Genomic DNA, 18584 nt, shown 5'->3' on the forward strand with positions numbered 1-18584 from the left:
GGTCACTTCTCCCGGAACAGGCGCTGGAGCGGGACGATGACCGCGATCACGACCAGGGCGAGGACGACGGCGAGCGCGGAGGCCGCGCCGAGGCGGCTGTCGTTGAACGCCAGGTTGTAGACGGCGACTCCGGGGACCATGGTCTGGGTGCCGGGGCCGCCCTGGGTGGAGAGGTAGACCACGTCGAAGCTGGCGAGGGCGGCGATGATCGTGATGGTGACGCAGACGCCGATCTCGCCCCGCAGACCGGGCAGGGTGACGGCGCGGAACTGGCGGACGGGTCCGGCGCCGTCGATGCGGGCCGCCTCGTAGAGGCTGTTGTCGATCTTCCCGATGCCGGCCAGCAGCAGCATCGTGCACAGCCCGGTGGACAGCCAGGTGCCGATGAAGCCGACCGCGGTCAGGGCCCAGGTGTAGTCGGCGAGCCAGGCGCGGGCGAGGCCGCCCAGGCCGACGGCGCGCAGGAACTGGTTGACCACACCGTTCTCGGAGTACATCCACGTCCAGGCCACGCCCGCGGCGGCGCCGGGGATGATCTGCGGCAGGAAGAGCAGCGTGCGGGCCAGCGCGCCGGTGAACCGGCCCTCGATCTGGCGCAGTACGGACGCGGTGATCAGGGCCAGGGTCACCGGCAGGACGGTGAAGAACAGGATCAGGTAGAAGGCGTGCAGGAGGGAGGAGAACTGCGCCGAGTCGGTGAAGACGGCGGTGTAGTTCTTCAGGCCCACCCAGGTGGAGGCGCCGATGCCGTCCCAGTCGTAGAAGGAGTACTGGATCGACAGCAGGACCGGGTAGAGGTTGAAGACGCCGTAGAAGGCGAGGGCGGGGAGGGCGAAGAGCCAGCCGGCCCACCGCCTCGCCCGGAGCCGGCTGCGGCCCCGGGCGGCTTGGTTGACGTGCATGGTGCTCAGCTGCTCTTGAGGGCGTCGGCGTAGGTGGACTGGAGGGTCTTGACCATCGCGGCGGGCTCGACCTTGCCGGAGACCAGGAGCTGGAGCTGCTGGGTCAGCTTGGTGTTGACGGCCGGGGCGGAGTTCTGCAGCCAGCTGTCGAAGCCGTTGTCGGCGGCGATGGCGGCGTAGCCGGTCTGGATCTGCTCGGTCGCCGTGCCCGACAGGGACGGCGTCGGAGCCTTGCCGGTGTCGGACGTCACCGCGGCGTAGCCGTTGGCGACCGCGACCTTCGCCGCCCCGGGCGTGGTGAGGAAGTCCAGGAAGAGCGCGGCGGCGTCCTTGTGCTTCGAGCGGGCGGCGATGGAGTAGGCGAGCGTGTTGCTGGTCATCCCCGCGTACTTTCCGCCCTTCTCGGCCGGCGGCATCGGGAACACTCCGTACTTGCCCTTGAAGTTCTTGTCGATGGTCTGCGTGATCCAGCTGCCCTGGAAGAACAGCAGGCCCTTGCCGCCGGTGAACTGGCCGTAGGACGCCTCCTGGTTGAGGGCGTTGACGTCCGAGGCGAAGTAACCCGCCTTGATCCACTTCTGGAGGGTCTGCGTGGCCTTCACCGCCGCCGGGGTGTCCAGGGTGGCTCCGGCCTTGTGGTTGACGATGTCGCTGAGTGCCTGGGCGCCCATGTAGTCGCCGAGCAGCAGGTTGTAGAGGTGGCCGATCAGGCCGTCCTGGTTGGAGGCGACGATCGGGGTGACGCCGGACTTCTTCGCCTTGGCCAGTACGGCTTCCAGCTCGCCGATGCTCGTCGGCACCGCCGTCATGCCGACCTTGGCGGCCAGCTCCTTGTTGTAGAAGACGCCGACCAGCGGACCGGCCGAACCGCCCGCCTGATAGAGCGAGCCGGAGCCGATCACACCGTTGGACACCCGGCCGGGGGCGAGCGCGGAGGCGGGGACCTTGCTGCTCCAGCCGTACGCCTTGTCGTAGGCGTCGAGGTTGGTGAGCAGGCCGTCCTTCACCCCGCCGAGGAGGTCGGAGGGTGCGGCGATGTCGGGCGCGGAGTCGGACGCCAGCAGGCGCGGCAGCACGGTGTTGTAGTTGTTGTCCGCCTCGACCCGCAGCTTCACCGTGATCTTCGGGTACTTGGCGTGGAAGGCGTCCGCCAGGCCCTGCTCGTACGCTTCCAGGCCGGCCGCGGAGAACAGGGTCAGTGTGACGGGGGTGTCGCCCACGGCGGTGTTCACCGCGGTCGGGGTCGCGCCGGCCGACGAGCCCGAGCCGGAGCCGGGTCCGCCGCATGCCGCGAGCGTGACCAGCGCCGACGCGGCGGCCACGGCCGCCAGCGGGGCGCGCAGACGACGGCCGGCTGCTCTGGCGGGGGCGATGGGGTGCTGCTCAGGCATGATGCCTCCTCGCATTCATGCGGCTGCCGCTCCACTCAATGGTCGGCAGACAAAGGTCGGCGTGCTTTCCGGACCGGACCGCAGCGAGTGCCAGACGGGTTTCGGAAGCGTTTCCGTTGCCGAAAGAGTGAGGCGGCCCGACAAGTCTGTCAAGTAACGAAAACGCAACATGCATTTGACGTGCTGGAATGATGAGATGACCGTGTGGGGTGGCGTGGGTTGGCGTCCGGTCGCCTTGGGTGGCATCGGAAGCGCTTCCGGGAATCATGGAAGCGTTTCCGAAAGTGGGTTAGCCTTCCGGCATGGCGCAGAGCTCCGAGAAGATCAACATGGCGGACGTGGCCCGCGCGGCCGGCGTGTCGATGGCCACCGCCTCCCGCGCGCTCAACAACGAGAACGGCGTCGCCGAGTCCACCCGGCGCCGCGTCCTCGCGGTCGCCGAATCGCTCTCCTACGTCGTCTCCCCCGAGGCGTCACGCCTGGCCGGCGGCGACACCGGCCGGGTCGCGGTGGTCGTGCCGCACATCTCCCGCTGGTTCTTCGCCACGCTCCTGGAGGGGCTGGAGTCGGTGCTGCGGGCGGCCGATCTCGACGTGCTGCTCTACCACGTCGACGGCATCGAGGACCGGCACGACTTCTTCCACCGCCTGCCCGCGCGCCGCAAGGTCGACGCGGTCGTGGTCCTCGCCTTCCCGGTCGGCGAGGAGGAACAGCGGCGCCTGGAGCTGATGGGCGTCACCGTCATCGCCGCCGGCGGCCAGCACGCGCCGTACCCGAACGTCTCCATCGACGACGAGACCGCCGGCCGCCAGGCAATGGACCACCTGCTCTTCCTCGGCCACCGCCGCATCGCGATGATCGCCGCCGTCGACCCCGACCAGCCCGACGACGTACAGCCCTCGGGCCGCTCGAACGCGTACTACGCCGCCCTGCGCGACGCGGGCATCCCCGTCGACGAACGCCTCGTCGTCACCGTCGACTGGGGCGGCGCCCAGGGCGCCGACGCCATGGCCAAACTCCTCAGCCAGCCCCAACCGCCCACCGCCGTCTACGCCCACTCCGACGAGGTCGCCCTCGGCGCGATCCGCACCCTGCGCCGGGCCGGACTCCGCATCCCCGAGGACCTGTCCGTCATCGGCATCGACGACCATCCCGTGGCCGAGCTGACCGACCTCACTACCGTGCGGCAACCGGTAAGGGAACAGGGGGAGTTGGCGGGGCGGATGCTGCTGAGCATCGTGAGGGGCGAGGAGACCGAGCGGGATGTCGTCGTTCCGACGCAGCTTGTGATCCGGGGGAGTACGGCGCCGCCGCGTTCGTAGCAGTTGTGCTGCCGGAAGGTCGTCGTGTCGCTGCCGCCGAGTGCTGGTAGATCGGCTGGGCGCTCCGAGGACCGGCCTGCGCGGTCCGTGAGGTCCTTCGGCTTGGCGCCGGTGTCGGCGCCGGTGGCGAGGGTGTTGCCGGTGCGGCGGAGGTCGTGGAAGCGGAAGTTGTCCAGTATCTCGACGTTGGGCCTGGTCTTGCGTCCACAACCTCCACCTCACCTGTCGCGATCCCCTGTTCGTGTCGCTCGGGCCGGCCCGCCAGGGCGCCATCCACGGTGGCCGTCATCGTGGTCGGAAAAGATCGAACGCGTCCCCGGTCTCTCGGCCACCACGGCGTTTGTTGACCCACCACATCACCAAGCCCGCAAGAGCAGGTCCCGCTACGGCGCCAGCACCATCGGGAAGTCCCGCCACCGCTGCGCCCGCGGTGACGGCGACGATGCCGCCCACCATCAGAATGAGCTGCCATCCCTCACGGTGCCGAACGGGAGTGAGTCCTTCCCACGCGTTTGCCGGGAGAAGAGCGCCCAAATGGCCGTCGGAATATCGTTCAGCAATGGTAATCAGCATTTCGGCCAGGCACTTCATGGCTTCGTCGCACTCGGGGCTGTCGAGACGCAGTGCTTCCTTCCTGAGCGCAGCCGCAACCAGACCAGCATGCTCTTGCAGTCCCACAACGGTTGGCTGCAGAAGCGAGCACTGCGGTGGCTCGGAATCTACGCTCAAGCGTCGCGGCCCATGCGAGCGAATTGAGCAACCGTTGCAGCGGGTGCGTCCACGTGGGCGGTTCCAAGGGACGGACCTGAGCGTTGGGGAGCCCTCGGAACAACCAGTACACAACCAGGACGATGAAGATCCATCGCGTGGCCAGATTCTGAAGGAGGTGGAGACCGACGTCAGGGTGATCCCAGAGCGCTGCCGATTTGATCTTTAGCCATGAGACCGCCTTGACCGTCGTCCCCACAAGGAACCACCCGACCAATGAGACCCTCAAGCACCACTTCCGAAAGGGTCTCCACAATGCTGCGCTGAATGCCCAGGCGCGTACACCGTCTGCGACGGATCGCGGTATCTCCCAGCCTGGTTGCATCGCATTCAACGACCGCTGTACCCCGGACAGCCTGTCTTGACCATGCTGCTGTCGCGCACTGTCGAACGCTTGGCGGAGATCGTGCTGGAACGCCCGTAGCTGTCCTTGAAGTTGCGAGAAACGAGCGCGTATCTGTGTGATCACAGCGGCCTGGCATGTCACCGCAGCACCGCACTCCATGCCAGATTTTCCTCTCCGGCGTCATGCTTGAAGTGAACCGTATCGGGGTCGGCGGCACGGTCGCACGCGAGGACGTGCAAGGAGGCGGTGTTGTTCATCGATCCCTCTGACAGAGCGTGTTGACCTCCGTAGTCTTGATGCATCCGAAGCAACAGGGGGATGCATGTCGGATCTGGGCTTTGTGGCCGAGAGCGTTACCACTGCACTTACTGGGCTACTGGTCAGTGACGCTTACACATCCATACGCCCGCGGCTGAGCGCGATTTTGGGTCGCTCGCACAGCAACGAAGGCCTCCGAATCGAAGATCTTGACCGTCTTCGTGGGTCGGACCCCGCGAGGTTGCGTAGCGCCGTGTACGAGTACGTCCAGCGACTTGCAGCCTCCGACGAGCACCTTGTGCGGCAGTTCCGGGACGTCCTGGGAGTACCGGAGCCCCGTATCCAACTGAACGTCCACGACAACCAGTTCCGTGGGCCCACTCAGGTGGGCGGCATTCAGATCGTCAACATGCACGAGGTGGAACATGAGCCGGAACTCTGACGCCTCGGAGGTTCACCACAACGTCTTCAACGGGCCCACGGTGATCGGCGGTACCCAGAATCTGGTCGGCATCACTCCGGTCCAGACGTCTCCCCAGCCGTCGATGTACTCGCAAGCCTGGATAGCGATCATGCTTGCCTGGGCGTTCTGCCCAACGGCGGCACGGTTGGCGCAGTCCGCTCCCGGAGGGGGACTCCTGTCAAGCCTCGCGGACCTGGTCCATGCCACCACGCCGTACATCTGGCTGGCGGGTGGTGTCGCTGCCATCCTTGATGTGGCGGGCCACTTTCTGCATCGGCACTGGACTGTGGCGCAGCGAGCGATCACTCACCCCGTCACGTGGAAGCTGAGGCTGCTTGCCGTTGCCGTTGGGGGCGCCACTCTGGCCGTGGTCGCATTCATGAGCGGTCGGTAGCTTGCGGTCAGAGCACGGCGAGGCGAGGTCGTTCCTCTCCGGAGGGCGTTGACCTGGATTTTTTTACGGTGCCCTGGTCGTCTTCGGACGGCCGGGGCACCGCCCTGGTGGCGACGGTCTCGGCGGAGGGTGGCGTGCCGTCTACCGCTTCGCCGCGAGGAAGTCCTCCAGGATCTCGGCGAACCGCGCCGGCTGCTCCTCGGCCGGGTAGTGGCCGCAGTTGTCGAGGACGACCCCCGTGACGTCGTCGGCCGCGAGCCGCATCGTCTGGGCGGCACTCGCGCCGCTCCACAGCGCGCCGCCGACGGCGAGCACCGGGAGCGGCAGCCGGGTCCTGCCGCGCCGCTCGTTCTGCGCGATCGTCTCGTCCAGCGCGCGGTAGTACGCGAAGCTCGCCCGCAGTGCGCGGGGATCCGCGGTGATCGCGTCGACGTAGGCGTCGACGGCGTACGCGGGGATCGCGTCCGGGGTGGCTGCCTTGGTGGCGAACTGCCAGCCGAAGAAGAGCCGTTCCCGTCCCCGGACCAGTTCCTCGTTGAGGTCGGTGAGCCGGTTGAAGCCGAACTGCCAGAGCCGCTGGTTGGCGGCGGCGGGGCCGAAGAACGGCGGGGACGGTGTGAGGCCGGGGATCACCGCTTCGACGATGGCGAGCCGGCCCACCCGCTCGGGGTGATCGGAGGCGAGGGCGTATGCCGTCCATGTACCGATGTCGTGGCCGACGACGTCGAACCGGTCGTGGCCGAGCGCAGTCGTCAACGCGACCAGATCGTTGGCCAGCGTGCCGGCGTCGTACCCGTCGTCGGGCTTGTCGGAGAGCCCGGCCCCGCGCGAGTCGACGGCGACGACGGTGTGCCGGCGGGCGAGCGCGGGCATCACCTCCCGCCAGGCGTACCAGGTCTGGGGCCACCCGCCGATCAGCAGCAGCGCCGGGCCGTCCCCACCGGTGACCGCGTGCAGGCGCAGCCCGTTCGCCTCCACGTGGCGGCTGGTGAAGACGTCGAGGAATCCGTCGGGCAGGCGTAGCGAACTCAAGTTCGTCATGCCGGGGACCCTACCCATCTTTGAACGATCGGTACAAGATGTGTAGGGTGACGGACCATGGCAGGCCGCAAGCAGTTCGACGTGGACGAGGCGCTCCGACGTGCGATGCACGTCTTCTGGCGCTGGGGATATTCGGAGGCCTCGATCGATCGCCTGACCGAGGGCACGGGCCTGGGCCGGGGCTCGCTCTACGGCACCTTCGGCGACAAGAGCGCCCTCTTCCGGAAAAGCCTCCAACGGTACGCGCAGACCTACCAACCGCTGTACGAGCAGGCACTGTCCGGCCCCCACCCGAACCCGAGCGCCGTCGTGGCCGCCTACCTCCAGGTCGCCCTGAACCGCATCGCCGACCCGACGGTCCCGGACGGCTGCCTGCTCACGGTGTCGGCGACGCAGATCCCGGCGCTCGACGCGGAGGGCCGGGCGATGGTCCGCGCCATGATCGACGGTCTGCGGGCGAGGCTGGAGCAGGCGTTGCTGGCGGCCGGGGCCGGTGAGCGGGAGGCGGCAGAGCTGGCGTTGTGCACGCTGGCGACGAACAAGTCCCTGGCGGTGCTGAGCCGCGCCGGCTTCTCGGGCGAGGACCTGGCGACCGTCGCGGCAGCCGCCGCCAGGAATGCCGAGGCTGTGCCGAATCGACCGGCTGATCCGGCTGATCCGGCCGAACCGGCTGATCCGGCCGAACCGGCCGAACCGTCGGGGCCGCGACAGGCGGGAACGACTTCCTAACACCCATCAGCCGCGGCGCATCCCCCGCGAGAGCTACCCGGACCGTCCCTGCGCGGGTGATTCGCGGATTCCGGCGGATTCCTAGCGTGGTCGTCGGGTCGGTCGCCGTCGGAGTGGCCGTCGCCGCAGGGAGGTCACGATGAGCACGCCGTCCGCCGCACACGACGACGCAGGGTCCCGCCCGGACGAGGACGGTGGCGACCGGGGCGGCCGGGGTGGCCGGGGCGGCCGGGGTGGCCGTCTCGGCCGGTTCGTCCGCGCTCCGCTCGGCTGGATGCTGGCGGGCCTGGTGGGTGTCGGCCTGGTCTCGGGGCTGACCGCGACCGGCCCCGGTCCGGTGCCGGTGCTGGGCGCGGTCGCGGCGGTCGCCGTGTACGGGGTGGTGATGCGCCGGGTCGCGGGACGCTCCACCCCGGAGATCGCCCGGCAGGGGGCCGGCCGGGAGGCACTGCGCGGCGGTGCAGTCGGCCTGGGCTTCGTCCTGGTCTCCGCCCTCCTGATCAGGGTGTTCGGGGGCTACGACTTCTCCTGGGCGGGCAACGGCTTCTTCTCCGTCGTGTGGTCCGCCGCGATGGTGCAGGCCGGCGCCGCGGTCACCGAGGAGCTGATGTTCCGCGGTCTCGCCCTCCAGGCTCTGGAAGAGCAGTGGGGCAGCCGGGCTGCCATCGTGATCACCGGGCTGTTCTTCGGTGTCGCCCACCTTGGTGCTCCGGGAGCCGGTGCGTGGAGCGCGCTCGCCATCGCCCTGGAGGCCGGTGTGATGCTCGGCGTCGCGTTCCTGTGGCGGCGTAACATCTGGTTCGTCGCGGGCCTGCACTTCGCCTGGAACACCGCCGAGCAGCTGCTCGGCATCCCGGTCTCCGGACACACTCCCAAGGGCCTGTTCACGGTCGACACCCACGGCTCCGCCCTGCTCAGCGGCGGCACCTTCGGTCTGGAGGCATCGATCGTGCCCGTCCTCATCGGTGTGCTGCTCACCGTCCGGATGTCCGTCCTCGCCCGCCGGAACGGCGGTCTGCGGCCCCGGCGTCCCGGCCGGCGCTGAGGCAGTCCGCAGGCCGCCGCACGGGACGGACGCAGGCTGATCGGAGGAAGAGGCAAGTGATGTTCCCTCAGGGCCCTTTGCGGACACCAAGGTTGCGGACACCGTGGTTACGGACATCGTGGTTGCGGTTACCGCTCGAACGGTGGAAGGAGCAGGACGCCTTCCTCAAAGACGGTGTCCTCGCCCTGGTGCTCACCCTGCTGGCCTTCGTGCCGACCCTGTCGGTCATCGGGGCGCAGATCGGCGATCTGCCCGAGCGGCCGGCGAACGCGCTGGGCCTCGGACTGATCCTGGCCCAGACCCTGCCGTTGGCGGCCCGCCGCCGCTGGCCCGCGGGCTGTCTGGTGGTCGTCGCCGCCGCGTTCGCCGTACACCAGGCGCTGGGTTTCGCGACGACGTTCGGCAGCATGGGGCTGTATCTGGCGCTGTATTCGGCCGGCGCCCACCAGGTCCGCTTCCGCCCGGGTCTGGCGGGCGTGGCGAGTGCGGGGTATGTGGTGCTGGCCCTTGTCCTGCACCGGCTCGGCTCCCCGCAGGACCCGACGGACTATCTCGCCTTCTATCTGGTGCTGGCCGCGGTCCGGCTGGTGGGGAGCGGTGTACGCAAGCGGCGCGGCGAAGAGGCGGAACGGCGGCGGCTGGCCGCCGAGTTGGCCACGGCCGCCGAGCGGGCGCGGATCGCCCGGGAGCTGCACGACGTGGTCACCCACCATGTGACGGCCATGGTGGTGCAGGCGGACGCGGCACAGTTCCTGATCACGTCCGCGCCGGAACGGGCCGCTACGGGAATGGCCTCCGTCAGCGACACCGGCCGCCGGGCCCTGACGGAACTGCGGTATCTGCTGGGGGTGCTGGAGGCGACCGGCGAGTCCATGACCTCCAGGTCTACGACACCCAGGTCTACGACAGCCAGGTCCGCGCCCGGCGACCCCGCCCATGAGGGCTCCTCGCACGGGAGCCGGGGACCCGCTTTCGGCCGGCTGGGAGACCTCGTCGAGCAGGCCCGCAGGTCGGGTCAGCCGGTGGAGTTCAGCGAGCGGGGCGAGCGGCGGCCCCGGAGCGTGGACGTGGAGCTGGCCGCGTACCGGGTCGTACAGGAAGCGCTCACCAACGCGATGAAGTACGCGACCGGGCAGCCGACACGGGTCCTGGTCCGGCACGGCGAGGAGCGCGTCGAGATCGGGGTGACCACCGACGGCCCCACCGACGGCCCTACCCACGGCCCCGTCCCCGTCACCACTCCGGCGGTCGTGCCGGCCACCCGCGAGCCGGGCACCGAGGGCGGACGGGGGCTGGCCGGGCTGCGTGTCCGGGTGCGGATGCTCGATGGTGAACTGGAGGCCGGACCCCGGCCCGGGGGCGGGTTCGAGGTCCGTGCCACGATTCCGTCCCAGCCCCAGCCCCAGCCCCAGCCCGGGTCCGGGTCCGGGTCCGAGCCCGGGTCCCAGCCCGAGCCCGGGTCCCAGCTCCAGCCCGAGCCCGAGCCCGGGTCCCAGCCCGAGCCCGGGTCCCAGCCCCAACCGCAGCCCGAGCCCGAGCCCCAGCCCGGGTCCCAGCCCCAGCCCCAGCCCCAGCCCCAGCCCCAGCCCCAGCCCGGGTCCCAGCCCCAGCCCCAGCCCGGGTCCCAGCCCCCGCCCCTTCAGGAGTGACCCCGTGAGCGACGTGCCGCCGTCACCGATCCGTGTGCTCGTCTGCGACGACCAGGAACTGGTGCGGACCGGCTACGTCACCATCTTCTCGGCCCAGCCCGACATGGAGGTCGTAGGCGAGGCGGAGAACGGGCACGCGGCGGTGGAAGCCGCGCGGCGGCTGCGGCCCGACGTGGTCGTGATGGACATCCGGATGCCCCTGCTCGACGGCATCCAGGCGACCCGGCAACTGGCCGGCCCCAGCGCCGGGGAACCGCCGAAGGTGCTGGTCGTCACCACGTTCAACGTCGACGCCCATGTCTACGACGCGCTGCGCGCCGGAGCCAGCGGGTTCCTCCTCAAGGACGCGCCGCCCGCGGAGCTGGTGAACGGCATCCGGACCGTCGCCCGGGGCGAGGCCCTGCTGGCGCCCGCCGTCACCCGCCACCTCATCGGCCACTACGCCGAGCACCTGCGCCCGGCCGAGTCCTCCCGGCCGGCCAGAGAGGACGTCGTACGCGCGCTGACGCCCCGCGAACTGGAGGTGCTCCGGCAGCTGGCCGAGGGGCTGTCGAACGCGGAGATAGCGGCGGAGCTGTACATCACCCCCGAGACGGTCAAGACCTATGTCTCGCGGATCCTGGCCAAGCTCGCCCTGCGCGACCGGGTCCAGGCAGTCGTCCTCGCCTACCGGGTCGGACTGGCGTCCGGCACACCGTGAACCGGCTCGGTACGGATCCACCGGCTGATGTGCGGCGGACCGTCTCCGGGCGCGGACAGGAGCCGTCCGCCTCGGGCCGAAGGGCGCTCCGGCGGCGGAGAGCCGCTGTGCCCGAGGGGTCGTAGCGGGCGGCACAGTGCGGCTGACGCGGCTGTGGCCGGTGTCGACGTGAAGGTCAAGGCCTCGGTAAGGCCGTCGTCAGAAAGGTCTTGGCGTCCCGTCAAAGCCCCGTCAACGGGAGGCAGTCGACCCTGTTCCGGGCCGTAGCGTCGCCGGGGGCGCCCGACCGGCGCCTGCGCAGCGGGCCCCCACACGCCCGCACCGAGGAGCTGACGACCATGACCACCACCGTGCCCGGCACCACCCCCGCGGCCGGGCCGCTCGGCGAGCGGTACACCGACGCCCGCGAGAAGGACATCATGCGCTTCCGCGTGGTGTCCGGCCCGGATCTGACCACCCGGAACGACGCCTACCTGGCCTGGCAGCTCGACCGCCAACAGGCGGACCTGTGGCCGTACTTCCGCCGCTACGACACCGCGCTGACCACGCGCGCCACCGTCGTCTCCGACACCGGCGTGATCACCGAGGGGCCCAACTTCGGCGGCCAGGACTACCTTTCGCTCACCGGTCACCCCGCCGTCCTGGAAGCCGCCCACCAGGCTTTGCGCGACTACGGCCCGCTCACCGCCGGTTCTCCGGCCCTGGGCGGCGCGACCCCGGTCAGCAGGGCGCTGGAGGCCGGGCTCGCCGAGACCCTGCGCACCGAGCACGTGGCGCTCTTCCCGACCGGCTGGGCGTCCGGCTTCGGCACCATCCGGGCACTGATGCACCGCCGTGACCACATCCTGCTCGACAGGCTCTCCCACGACTCGCTGCGCCAGGGCGCCGCCGCGAGCGGGGCGAGCGTGGAGTTCTTCCGTCACCTCGACAACGACGCCGTACGGCGCCATCTGGCGGGCATCCGCGCCACCGACACCGCCAACGCCGTCCTCGTCGTCACCGAGGGCGTGTTCTCCATGGACTCCGACACCCCGCAGCTGGCCGAACTGCTCGGTGTCTGCCGGGAGTTCGGTGCCCAGCTGATGGTCGACGTCGCCCATGACTTCGGCGCCATGGGCGAGCGCGGGGGCGGACAGCTGGAGGTGCACGGGATCCTCGGCCAGGTCGACTTCGTTGTCGGGGCGTTCTCCAAGACCTTCGCCACCACCGGCGGCTTCCTGGCCACGCCGTCGGCTTCCGCGCGGGAGTACGTGCGCATGTTCGGCGGTCCGCAGACCTTCTCCAGTGCCATCACGCCCGTACAGACCGCGGTGGCCCTCGCGTCCCTGTCCCTCGTGAACTCGCCCGAGGGCGCCCGGCGCCGGGCAGCGGTCAAGGCCGTCGCGACCCGGCTGCGCGAGGGCCTGACGGCCCGCGGTCTGGAGGTCATGGGCGACGTGGTCTGCCCGGTCGTCCCGGTCCTCATCGGCGACACCCCCACCGGCCGTACGGCTTCCGGTCTCATCGCCCGCGCCGGCCTCGTCGCCCACCTCGTCGAACAGCCGGCGGTCGCCTCCGACGCGGCCCGCTTCCGTATGCAGGCCATGGCCGACCACAGCGACGACGACGTCGACACCGCGATCGACATCCTCGACACCTGCATCCGCGCGGCCCGGCAGCGGACCGCCCGCTGAACCCCGCCCCGTGACGTGAGAGAACCGGGCGGGCGGTGACAGGTGGAAGGGCTGTTCGGACGGCCTGTCATCCGCGCCCTCGGCTTCGACGTCGCCCCCATGGCCTTCGCCCGGGTGCGGCGCAGCTCGTACGTACCCGCACGTCCCGCCTGTTTCTTGCGGTCGAAGCCTCCGGCAGGGGCTTTCCGGTCGAGGTAGGTGTTTGCCCACCCCAGAAGTAGGTTTCGGCCCATGGCGCTTGCCGGACCCCTCGCAGCAGCATGAATCTCCGGGCCACGTCGCGTGGCCCGGAGACGAGACGAGGGGCGTATATGTGGCCGTTTCCGGTGGGCGGGGCGCCCTGGCCGACGGGCGTGCTCGTGGCGTTGACCGCGGTCTGCGCGGTGCTGGCCTTCAGGGCGGAGCAGGCGCGGGACCGACCGGGGCGTACCGCGCGACCGGCCCGGCGGATCGGCTGGCCGGTCGTGGCGGGACTGGTCGGTACGGCCGCGTACGGCAGCGTGCCGACCCTGCTGTTCGCCCTGCACAACTCCACCGGATCGGGCGGCTACGTGGTCACCGTGCCGGAACTGCAACCCGACGGGCTGCTCGCGGCGGCGCTGCTGATGGCCGGCCTGCTGGCCACCACGCTGCTCACCTCGGCGAGCGCGCCCGCGCGATGGGTGCTGCCCGGCGTCGCGGCGGTGACCGGCGAGCTGCTGGAATCGACGTACTGGCTCACGCATTCCTCTGCCGGCTATGGGCAGACACTGCTGAACGTCCTGGTGGGCTGTGTGAGCGTCCCAGTGCTCGCCGCCCTGGCCGGTGCGGCTCTGCTCCGGCCGGCGAACGGCAGGCCCGCGCGGCTGGCCGGAGCCGGCGCGTCGGGGTCCGCGCGCTGGGCCCTGCTGCTGCCCGCCGTCGTGGTGATGACCGGTGACCTGCTCGGTCTCGATCTGTGGCAGTTCGCGTCACCGGGCACCGGGATCGGGCCGGCGGTGGTGGGTTACCTGGCGGGGCTGGTGCTGCTGGCCCTCGTCGTGGCCGGGCTGGTGCGCCGGCCCGGGGTGGCGGCGAACCTGGCTGTCCTGGGGCTGGTGGGGATCGGGGCGTACGACGTCGCCCAGAGCGGGTTCGGGCACTACCTGGTGGTGGTGCGGAAGTTCGGCTCCCCGTCCGGGGCGGCGCCGTCCCTCCCCCTGGAAATCGCCCACCACGCATCGGTCCTCGGCGGCATCCAGGGGGCGGTGCTGCTGACCCTCGGGCTGTGGCTGCTGCCGAGGACCGTGCTGGCGGATGCCGGTCGGCTGCTCGGGAGGGGGCCCGACCCGGCGCTGGCCCGGCGGGTGCGGGAGCTGGCCGACACGCGGGCCGATGCGGTCAGCTCGGCCGCCGCGGAGCTGCGCAGGATCGAGCGGGACCTGCACGACGGCGCACAGGGACGGCTGGTCACCATCGGGATGAACCTCAGGGTCGCGGAGGAGATGATCCACAGCGATCCGCAGGAGGCCGCCGCACTCGTGGTGGAGGCCCGCGTCGCCTCGGCGGCGGCACTGGAGGAACTGCGCGGCCTGATCAGGGGGATGCACCCGCCGATGCTGGCCGACCGGGGCCTGGCGGAGGCGGTCCGGGCGCTCACGCTGGACCTTCCCCTGCCGTGCGGGACCGAGATCGATCTGCCCGAGCGGCTCGCCGCCCCGCTGGAGTCGGCCTGCTACTTCGCCGTCGCCGAGGTGGTCACCAACGCCGTCCGGCACGCCTCGGCGCAGGCCCTCCAGATCCGCATGGCCCGGACGGACGGGATGCTGCGCATCGAGGTGGTCGACGACGGGGTGGGCGGCGCGGATCCCGCCCGGGGCACCGGGCTCGCGGGGGTCGAACGAAGGCTGGCGGCCTTCGACGGCATCCTCGCGGTCAGCAGCCCGCCCGGGGGGCCGACGATCGTGGTCATGGAGGTGCCGTGCGCGTAGTCGTCGCGGAAGATCTCTTCCTGCTCAGGGAGGGGCTGGTCAGGCTCCTCAAGGCACGTGGGTTCGAGATCGTGGCGGCCACCGACAGTGCGCCGGGCCTGCTCCGCGCGCTGCTGGAGTGCCGGCCGGACCTCGCGATCGTGGACATCAGGCTGCCGCCCACCCACACGGACGACGGGCTGCGTGCGGCGCTGACCGCCCGGGAACGGATACCCGGACTGCCGATTCTGCTGCTCTCGCAGTACGTCGAGCAGATCTACGCCCGGGAGCTGCTCGCCGACCAGGCCGGAGGGGTCGGTTACCTGCTCAAGGACCGGGTCTTCAGCGACGACCAGTTCGTCGACGCGATCCGTACGGTCGCCGCGGGCGGCACGGTCATGGACCCCGAAGTGGTCACCAAACTGCTCGGCCGCCACGGGCGCGGCGCACGCGAACCCCTCTCCAGGCTGACCGAGCGGGAACGCCAAGTGCTTGAGCTGATGGCCGAGGGCCGCTCCAACAGCGCTGTCGCGAACCGGCTCTTCATCAGTGAGAAGGCCGTCTCCAAGCACAGCACCAGCATCTTCACCAAGCTGGAGCTCGCGCCCTCCGAGGACGACAACCGCCGTGTGCTGGCCGTGCTCGCCTACCTCATGTCCGCGCCGCGAGAAGGCCGCATCCGCCCCGACCACTGAGCTGATCAAGACCGAAACCCAAGGAGGGTCCGTGACAACCACGCCGTTCATGAACCGACAAGGGATGACGCGCCGTCGCATGCTCGGAGCAGCGCTGGCGGTCGGGGCCGCCGTCCCGATGGGGGGCGCCCGCCCCACGTGGGCGGCTTCGACCGCCCCGGGCCCGGTACGGCTCACCCTGCCCGTGCCCACCGGACCGTACCCGGTGGGCACGGTGCCCCTGCACCTCGTCGACACTTCGCGTCCCGATCCCGTGGCCGGTCCCGGGCATCACCGCGAGTTGATGGCCGGCGTCTGGTACCCCGCCCGGGGCGTCGAACGGTTTCCACCGGCCCGCTGGACGTCCCCGGCGGTGGCGCGGGCGCTCCTTACGTCGGTGGGCTTTCCGGCCGACGTCGCGGTGGCGCCACTCACAGCCGGCCATGAGGGCGCGCCGGTCCGGCGGACGGGCGCGCGATTGCCCGTCGTCGTGTTCTCGCACGGCGCGCACGATCACCGTGCGGACACGACCGTCGTGGTGCAGGAGCTCGCCGGCCACGGGTATGTGGTGGTCACGGTGGATCACACCTACGACGCGTTCAGCTTGTTCCCGGACGGTCGGCTCACGGTCCCGCTCGGCCGACCCGGCCTGACACCGCGGGACTTCGCCACCGACATCCGGTTCGTGCTCGATCGCGTCGAGGACCTCGCGGCCGGACGCAACCCCGACGCCGAACACCGGCCGCTGCCGGCCGGCCTGCTCGGCGCCCTCGATCCGCGGCGCATCGGCATGTTCGGCTGGTCGAAGGGCGCGTCGGCGACGGCCTTCGTGATGAGCGAGGACCGGCGCGTCCGGGCCGGGCTGAGCTTCGACGGGCCGATGCAGCCCACGGTCACCACCGACCTGGACCGGCCGTTCATGCTGATGACCGCCGAGTTCCCCCGGGCCACGGAGCCGAGCGTCGCCGAGTTCTGGTCGCACCTGCGGGGATGGCGGCTCAACGTCCAGGCGGAGGGCGCGGTTCACTCGTCGTACTGCGACGCCCAGTTCCTGATCCCACAGCTGGCACAGGCCGTCGGGATGAGCGACGAGGAGCTGCGGGGCTGGATCGGCACCCTCGATCCGGCTCGGGCGGTGCGGATCCAGCAGGCGTACCCGCTCGCCTTCTTCGACCTGCATCTGCGCCACCGGAGCCAGGGGCACCTCCTCGACGGCCCGTCTCCGGCCTTTCCGGAGGTGAAGTTCATCCCATGAAGCGACGGACCGCGTCACTCGTGCGCGGACGATGCGGCATGAGCCGACACGAGCGGCACCGCGCTCCCTGGCCCGCTACCGCTTGTGAGCTTGTGAGCTTGTGGGTTTGTCGGCGCGGATGACGGCCGCGTGCATGCCGTCCGCGACGGGGTGGGTCGGGGTGATGTCGACACCGGTGAAGCCGGCGGCCTCGAGGCCGGTGCGGTACTCGGCGAAGGACAGCGCACCCGCGATACAGCCGACGTGGTCGCCGCGCTGCGCGCGCTGTTCGGGGGTGAGGGTGTCGTCGGCGACGACGTCGGAGACGCCGATACGGCCGCCGGGCCGGAGGACGCGGAAGGTCTCGGTGAAGACGGCGGGCTTGTCGACGGACAGGTTGATCACGCAGTTCGAGATGACCACGTCGACGGTGTTCGCGGGCAGGGGGATCGCCTCGATGGTGCCCTTGAGGAACTCCACGTTGGTGGCGCCCGCCTTCTCGGCGTTGCCCAGGGCGAGGGCGAGCATCTCCTCGGTCATGTCCAGCCCGTACGCCTTGCCGGTGGGGCCGACGCGGCGCGCGGAGAGCAGGACGTCGATGCCGCCGCCGGAGCCGAGGTCCAGGACGCGTTCGCCCTCGCGGAGTTCGGCGACGGCGGTGGGGTTGCCGCAGCCGAGGGAGGCGGCGAGCGCTTCGGTGGGGAGGCCGGTCCGTTCGGCGGTGGGGTAGAGCGTGGCGCCGAAGTTCTCGTCGGTCGCGGTCTCGCTCTTGACGGGCTCGGGGCCGCAGCAGGCGGTGCCGCCCTCGGTGACCTTCACGGCTGCGGCGGCGTAGCGCCGGCGGACGGTTTCGCGCAGGTTGGCGCCTGACTCGCTGGGCTCGGTGGACTGTTCGCTCATTTCTCCACTCCTAGCTGCCTGTATTGACGTTCATTGATTCAACCTTGCGCCTTGGATTGAAAGACGTCAACATAGAAGGATGTCGAAACAAGAGCTTGAGGTGGTCGCTTCGGCGCCCCTGGGCGACGAACGTGCCACCGAGCTGGCGAAGGTGTTCAAGGCGCTGGGCGATCCCGTGCGGCTGCGTCTGCTGTCGATGATCGCCTCGCGGGAGGGCGGCGAGGTCTGCGTGTGCGAGATGACGCCGGCCTTCGACCTGTCCCAGCCGACGATCTCCCACCACCTCAAGCTGCTGCGGCAGGCCGGTCTGATCGACTGCGAACGCCGTGGGACGTGGGTGTACTACTGGGCGCTGCCCGGGGTCCTGGACCAGCTCGCCGCGTTCCTGACGACTCCGCAGGCCGGCACCGGAGTGACCCTGTGACGGCCTCCCTCGCTCGCCGTGCCGTCGCCGAGGCGGTCGGGACCGGGCTGCTGGTGACCGTGGTCGTGGGCTCCGGCATCCAGGCGGCCGAGCTGTCGCACGACGTCGGCGTGCGGTTGCTGGCCAACTCCCTGGCCACCGTCCTCGGTCTGGGCGTGCTGATCACGCTGCTCGGGCCGGTCTCCGGCGCGCACTTCAACCCCGCCGTGACGCTGGCCACTTGGGCGAGCGGCCGTCGTAGCGGATCCGGGCCGGGACTGCGGGAGGTCGCCGCGTACGTTCCGGCGCAGGTTGCCGGGGCGATCGCCGGCGCGGTGCTGGCCGACGCCATGTTCGCCGAGCCGCTGGTGGAGTTCTCCACCCACGAGCGGTCCGGCGGCCACCTGTTACTGGGTGAGGTCGTCGCCACGGGCGGGCTGGTCCTGCTCGTCCTCGGGCTGGAGCGCGCCGGTCGCGCCTCCCTGGCCCCGGCGGCCGTGGCCTCCTACATCGGGGCCGCCTACTGGTTCACCTCCTCGACCTCCTTCGCGAATCCCGCGGTCACCGTCGGCCGCGCCTTCACCGACACCTTCGCCGGGATCGCCCCCGCCTCCGTCGCCCCGTTCGTCGGGGCGCAACTGCTGGGCGCCGTAGTCGGGTTGGCGGCCGTGGCCGTCGTATACGGACGTCCCGTTCGTACGACGGACGTCGTCGTCCCGCACGGTGAACCCGAACTCGCCTCCTCCTGACCGGACTTCAGCCCC

17 protein-coding genes and 1 pseudogene are annotated in these 18584 nt (G+C 70.6%); 13 read left to right on the forward strand and 5 right to left on the reverse strand.

What is annotated here, in order from left to right; genetic code table 11:
• Positions 1–2: 2 nt before the first annotated feature.
• Together ACIQBL_RS37285 and ACIQBL_RS37290 are read right to left on the reverse strand one after the other, a co-directional pair.
• A complete protein-coding gene (locus tag ACIQBL_RS37285; protein ID WP_401950276.1) occupies positions 3–902 on the reverse strand; it encodes a carbohydrate ABC transporter permease in 900 nt (299 codons plus the stop codon).
• A 5-nt stretch (positions 903–907) separates the two neighbouring features.
• Positions 908–2293: an ABC transporter substrate-binding protein gene (locus tag ACIQBL_RS37290; protein WP_401950279.1), complete on the reverse strand. Its 1386-nt coding sequence runs from the start codon at positions 2291–2293 to the stop codon at positions 908–910.
• 302 nt (positions 2294–2595) lie between these two features.
• Here ACIQBL_RS37290 and ACIQBL_RS37295 point away from each other — a divergent pair, with 302 nt between their 5' ends.
• Entirely contained in the window at positions 2596–3615 is a 1020-nt protein-coding gene (locus ACIQBL_RS37295; protein WP_401950282.1) for a LacI family DNA-binding transcriptional regulator, read from the forward strand.
• A 285-nt stretch (positions 3616–3900) separates the two neighbouring features.
• On the opposite strand, the gene ACIQBL_RS37300 is transcribed toward ACIQBL_RS37295, so the two are convergent.
• Positions 3901–4293 carry a hypothetical protein gene (locus ACIQBL_RS37300; RefSeq protein ID WP_401950285.1) on the reverse strand — a complete coding sequence of 131 codons (393 nt, stop codon included), beginning with the start codon at positions 4291–4293 and terminating at the stop codon, positions 3901–3903.
• A gap of 947 nt (positions 4294–5240) precedes the next feature.
• Here ACIQBL_RS37300 and ACIQBL_RS37305 point away from each other — a divergent pair.
• On the forward strand, positions 5241–5429 hold the full coding sequence (locus ACIQBL_RS37305) for a hypothetical protein (protein ID WP_401950287.1): 189 nt from the start codon (positions 5241–5243) through the stop codon (positions 5427–5429).
• Positions 5413–5844 (forward strand): hypothetical protein, encoded by a 432-nt coding sequence (locus ACIQBL_RS37310; RefSeq protein ID WP_401950289.1) that lies wholly within the window; start codon positions 5413–5415, stop codon positions 5842–5844. Before ACIQBL_RS37305 ends, ACIQBL_RS37310 begins: the two co-directional genes overlap by 17 nt.
• A 141-nt stretch (positions 5845–5985) precedes the next feature.
• Here the strand turns inward: ACIQBL_RS37310 and ACIQBL_RS37315 are convergent, their stop codons facing one another.
• Positions 5986–6885, reverse strand: coding sequence for an alpha/beta fold hydrolase (locus tag ACIQBL_RS37315; RefSeq protein ID WP_401950292.1), 900 nt, complete (start codon positions 6883–6885; stop codon positions 5986–5988).
• A 57-nt stretch (positions 6886–6942) separates the two neighbouring features.
• On the opposite strand from ACIQBL_RS37315, the gene ACIQBL_RS37320 reads away from it, so the two are divergent.
• The 8 genes and pseudogenes from ACIQBL_RS37320 to ACIQBL_RS37355 all read left to right on the forward strand — a co-directional run bounded on the left by ACIQBL_RS37320 (position 6943) and on the right by ACIQBL_RS37355 (position 16538).
• Positions 6943–7614 carry a TetR/AcrR family transcriptional regulator gene (locus ACIQBL_RS37320; RefSeq protein ID WP_401950294.1) on the forward strand — a complete coding sequence of 224 codons (672 nt, stop codon included), beginning with the start codon at positions 6943–6945 and terminating at the stop codon, positions 7612–7614.
• Between the two features lie 139 nt (positions 7615–7753).
• On the forward strand, positions 7754–8659 hold the full coding sequence (locus tag ACIQBL_RS37325; protein ID WP_401950296.1) for a lysostaphin resistance A-like protein: 906 nt from the start codon (positions 7754–7756) through the stop codon (positions 8657–8659).
• Positions 8660–8718: 59 nt separating this feature from the next.
• Positions 8719–10056, forward strand: a pseudogene (locus ACIQBL_RS37330) (sensor histidine kinase); the annotation flags it as partial.
• A 256-nt stretch (positions 10057–10312) separates the two neighbouring features.
• Complete coding sequence (locus tag ACIQBL_RS37335; protein ID WP_401950298.1) at positions 10313–11008, forward strand: response regulator; 696 nt, start codon at positions 10313–10315, stop codon at positions 11006–11008.
• 338 nt (positions 11009–11346) lie between these two features.
• Positions 11347–12681 (forward strand): aminotransferase class I/II-fold pyridoxal phosphate-dependent enzyme, encoded by a 1335-nt coding sequence (locus ACIQBL_RS37340; protein ID WP_401950300.1) that lies wholly within the window; start codon positions 11347–11349, stop codon positions 12679–12681.
• 311 nt (positions 12682–12992) lie between these two features.
• Positions 12993–14630, forward strand: a complete 1638-nt coding sequence (locus ACIQBL_RS37345; RefSeq protein ID WP_401950302.1) for a sensor histidine kinase — start codon at positions 12993–12995, stop codon at positions 14628–14630.
• Positions 14621–15304, forward strand: a complete 684-nt coding sequence (locus ACIQBL_RS37350) for a LuxR C-terminal-related transcriptional regulator (RefSeq protein WP_401950304.1) — start codon at positions 14621–14623, stop codon at positions 15302–15304. The genes ACIQBL_RS37345 and ACIQBL_RS37350 overlap by 10 nt, the downstream gene beginning before the upstream one ends.
• A gap of 31 nt (positions 15305–15335) precedes the next feature.
• On the forward strand, positions 15336–16538 hold the full coding sequence (locus ACIQBL_RS37355; RefSeq protein WP_401950307.1) for an alpha/beta hydrolase family protein: 1203 nt from the start codon (positions 15336–15338) through the stop codon (positions 16536–16538).
• A gap of 75 nt (positions 16539–16613) precedes the next feature.
• Here the strand turns inward: ACIQBL_RS37355 and arsM are convergent, their stop codons facing one another.
• On the reverse strand, positions 16614–17417 hold the full coding sequence (arsM, locus tag ACIQBL_RS37360) for an arsenite methyltransferase (protein WP_401950310.1): 804 nt from the start codon (positions 17415–17417) through the stop codon (positions 16614–16616).
• Positions 17418–17496: 79 nt separating this feature from the next.
• Here arsM and ACIQBL_RS37365 point away from each other — a divergent pair, with 79 nt between their 5' ends.
• Both ACIQBL_RS37365 and ACIQBL_RS37370 read left to right on the forward strand, forming a co-directional pair.
• The gene (locus ACIQBL_RS37365) at positions 17497–17841 is read left to right on the forward strand and encodes an ArsR/SmtB family transcription factor (RefSeq protein WP_401950312.1); all 345 of its coding nucleotides are present in this window, start codon (positions 17497–17499) and stop codon (positions 17839–17841) included.
• Positions 17838–18569, forward strand: coding sequence for an aquaporin (locus ACIQBL_RS37370; RefSeq protein WP_401950315.1), 732 nt, complete (start codon positions 17838–17840; stop codon positions 18567–18569). Before ACIQBL_RS37365 ends, ACIQBL_RS37370 begins: the two co-directional genes overlap by 4 nt.
• Positions 18570–18584: the final 15 nt, after the last annotated feature.

The organism is Streptomyces sp. NPDC088350 (assembly GCF_044753545.1).
Classification (GTDB): domain Bacteria; phylum Actinomycetota; class Actinomycetes; order Streptomycetales; family Streptomycetaceae; genus Streptomyces.

Excerpts from the sequence above, each read along its gene's own strand:
- ACIQBL_RS37285 (WP_401950276.1), bottom strand. The coding sequence starts at position 902 with ATGCACGTCAACCAAGCCGCCCGGGGCCGCAGCCGGCTCCGGGCGAGG.
- ACIQBL_RS37290 (WP_401950279.1), bottom strand. The coding sequence starts at position 2,293 with ATGCCTGAGCAGCACCCCATCGCCCCCGCCAGAGCAGCCGGCCGTCGT.
- ACIQBL_RS37295 (WP_401950282.1), top strand. The coding sequence starts at position 2,596 with ATGGCGCAGAGCTCCGAGAAGATCAACATGGCGGACGTGGCCCGCGCG.
- ACIQBL_RS37310 (WP_401950289.1), top strand. The coding sequence starts at position 5,413 with ATGAGCCGGAACTCTGACGCCTCGGAGGTTCACCACAACGTCTTCAAC.
- ACIQBL_RS37315 (WP_401950292.1), bottom strand. The coding sequence starts at position 6,885 with ATGACGAACTTGAGTTCGCTACGCCTGCCCGACGGATTCCTCGACGTC.
- ACIQBL_RS37320 (WP_401950294.1), top strand. The coding sequence starts at position 6,943 with ATGGCAGGCCGCAAGCAGTTCGACGTGGACGAGGCGCTCCGACGTGCG.
- ACIQBL_RS37325 (WP_401950296.1), top strand. The coding sequence starts at position 7,754 with ATGAGCACGCCGTCCGCCGCACACGACGACGCAGGGTCCCGCCCGGAC.
- ACIQBL_RS37340 (WP_401950300.1), top strand. The coding sequence starts at position 11,347 with ATGACCACCACCGTGCCCGGCACCACCCCCGCGGCCGGGCCGCTCGGC.
- ACIQBL_RS37345 (WP_401950302.1), top strand. The coding sequence starts at position 12,993 with ATGTGGCCGTTTCCGGTGGGCGGGGCGCCCTGGCCGACGGGCGTGCTC.
- arsM (WP_401950310.1), bottom strand. The coding sequence starts at position 17,417 with ATGAGCGAACAGTCCACCGAGCCCAGCGAGTCAGGCGCCAACCTGCGC.
- ACIQBL_RS37365 (WP_401950312.1), top strand. The coding sequence starts at position 17,497 with ATGTCGAAACAAGAGCTTGAGGTGGTCGCTTCGGCGCCCCTGGGCGAC.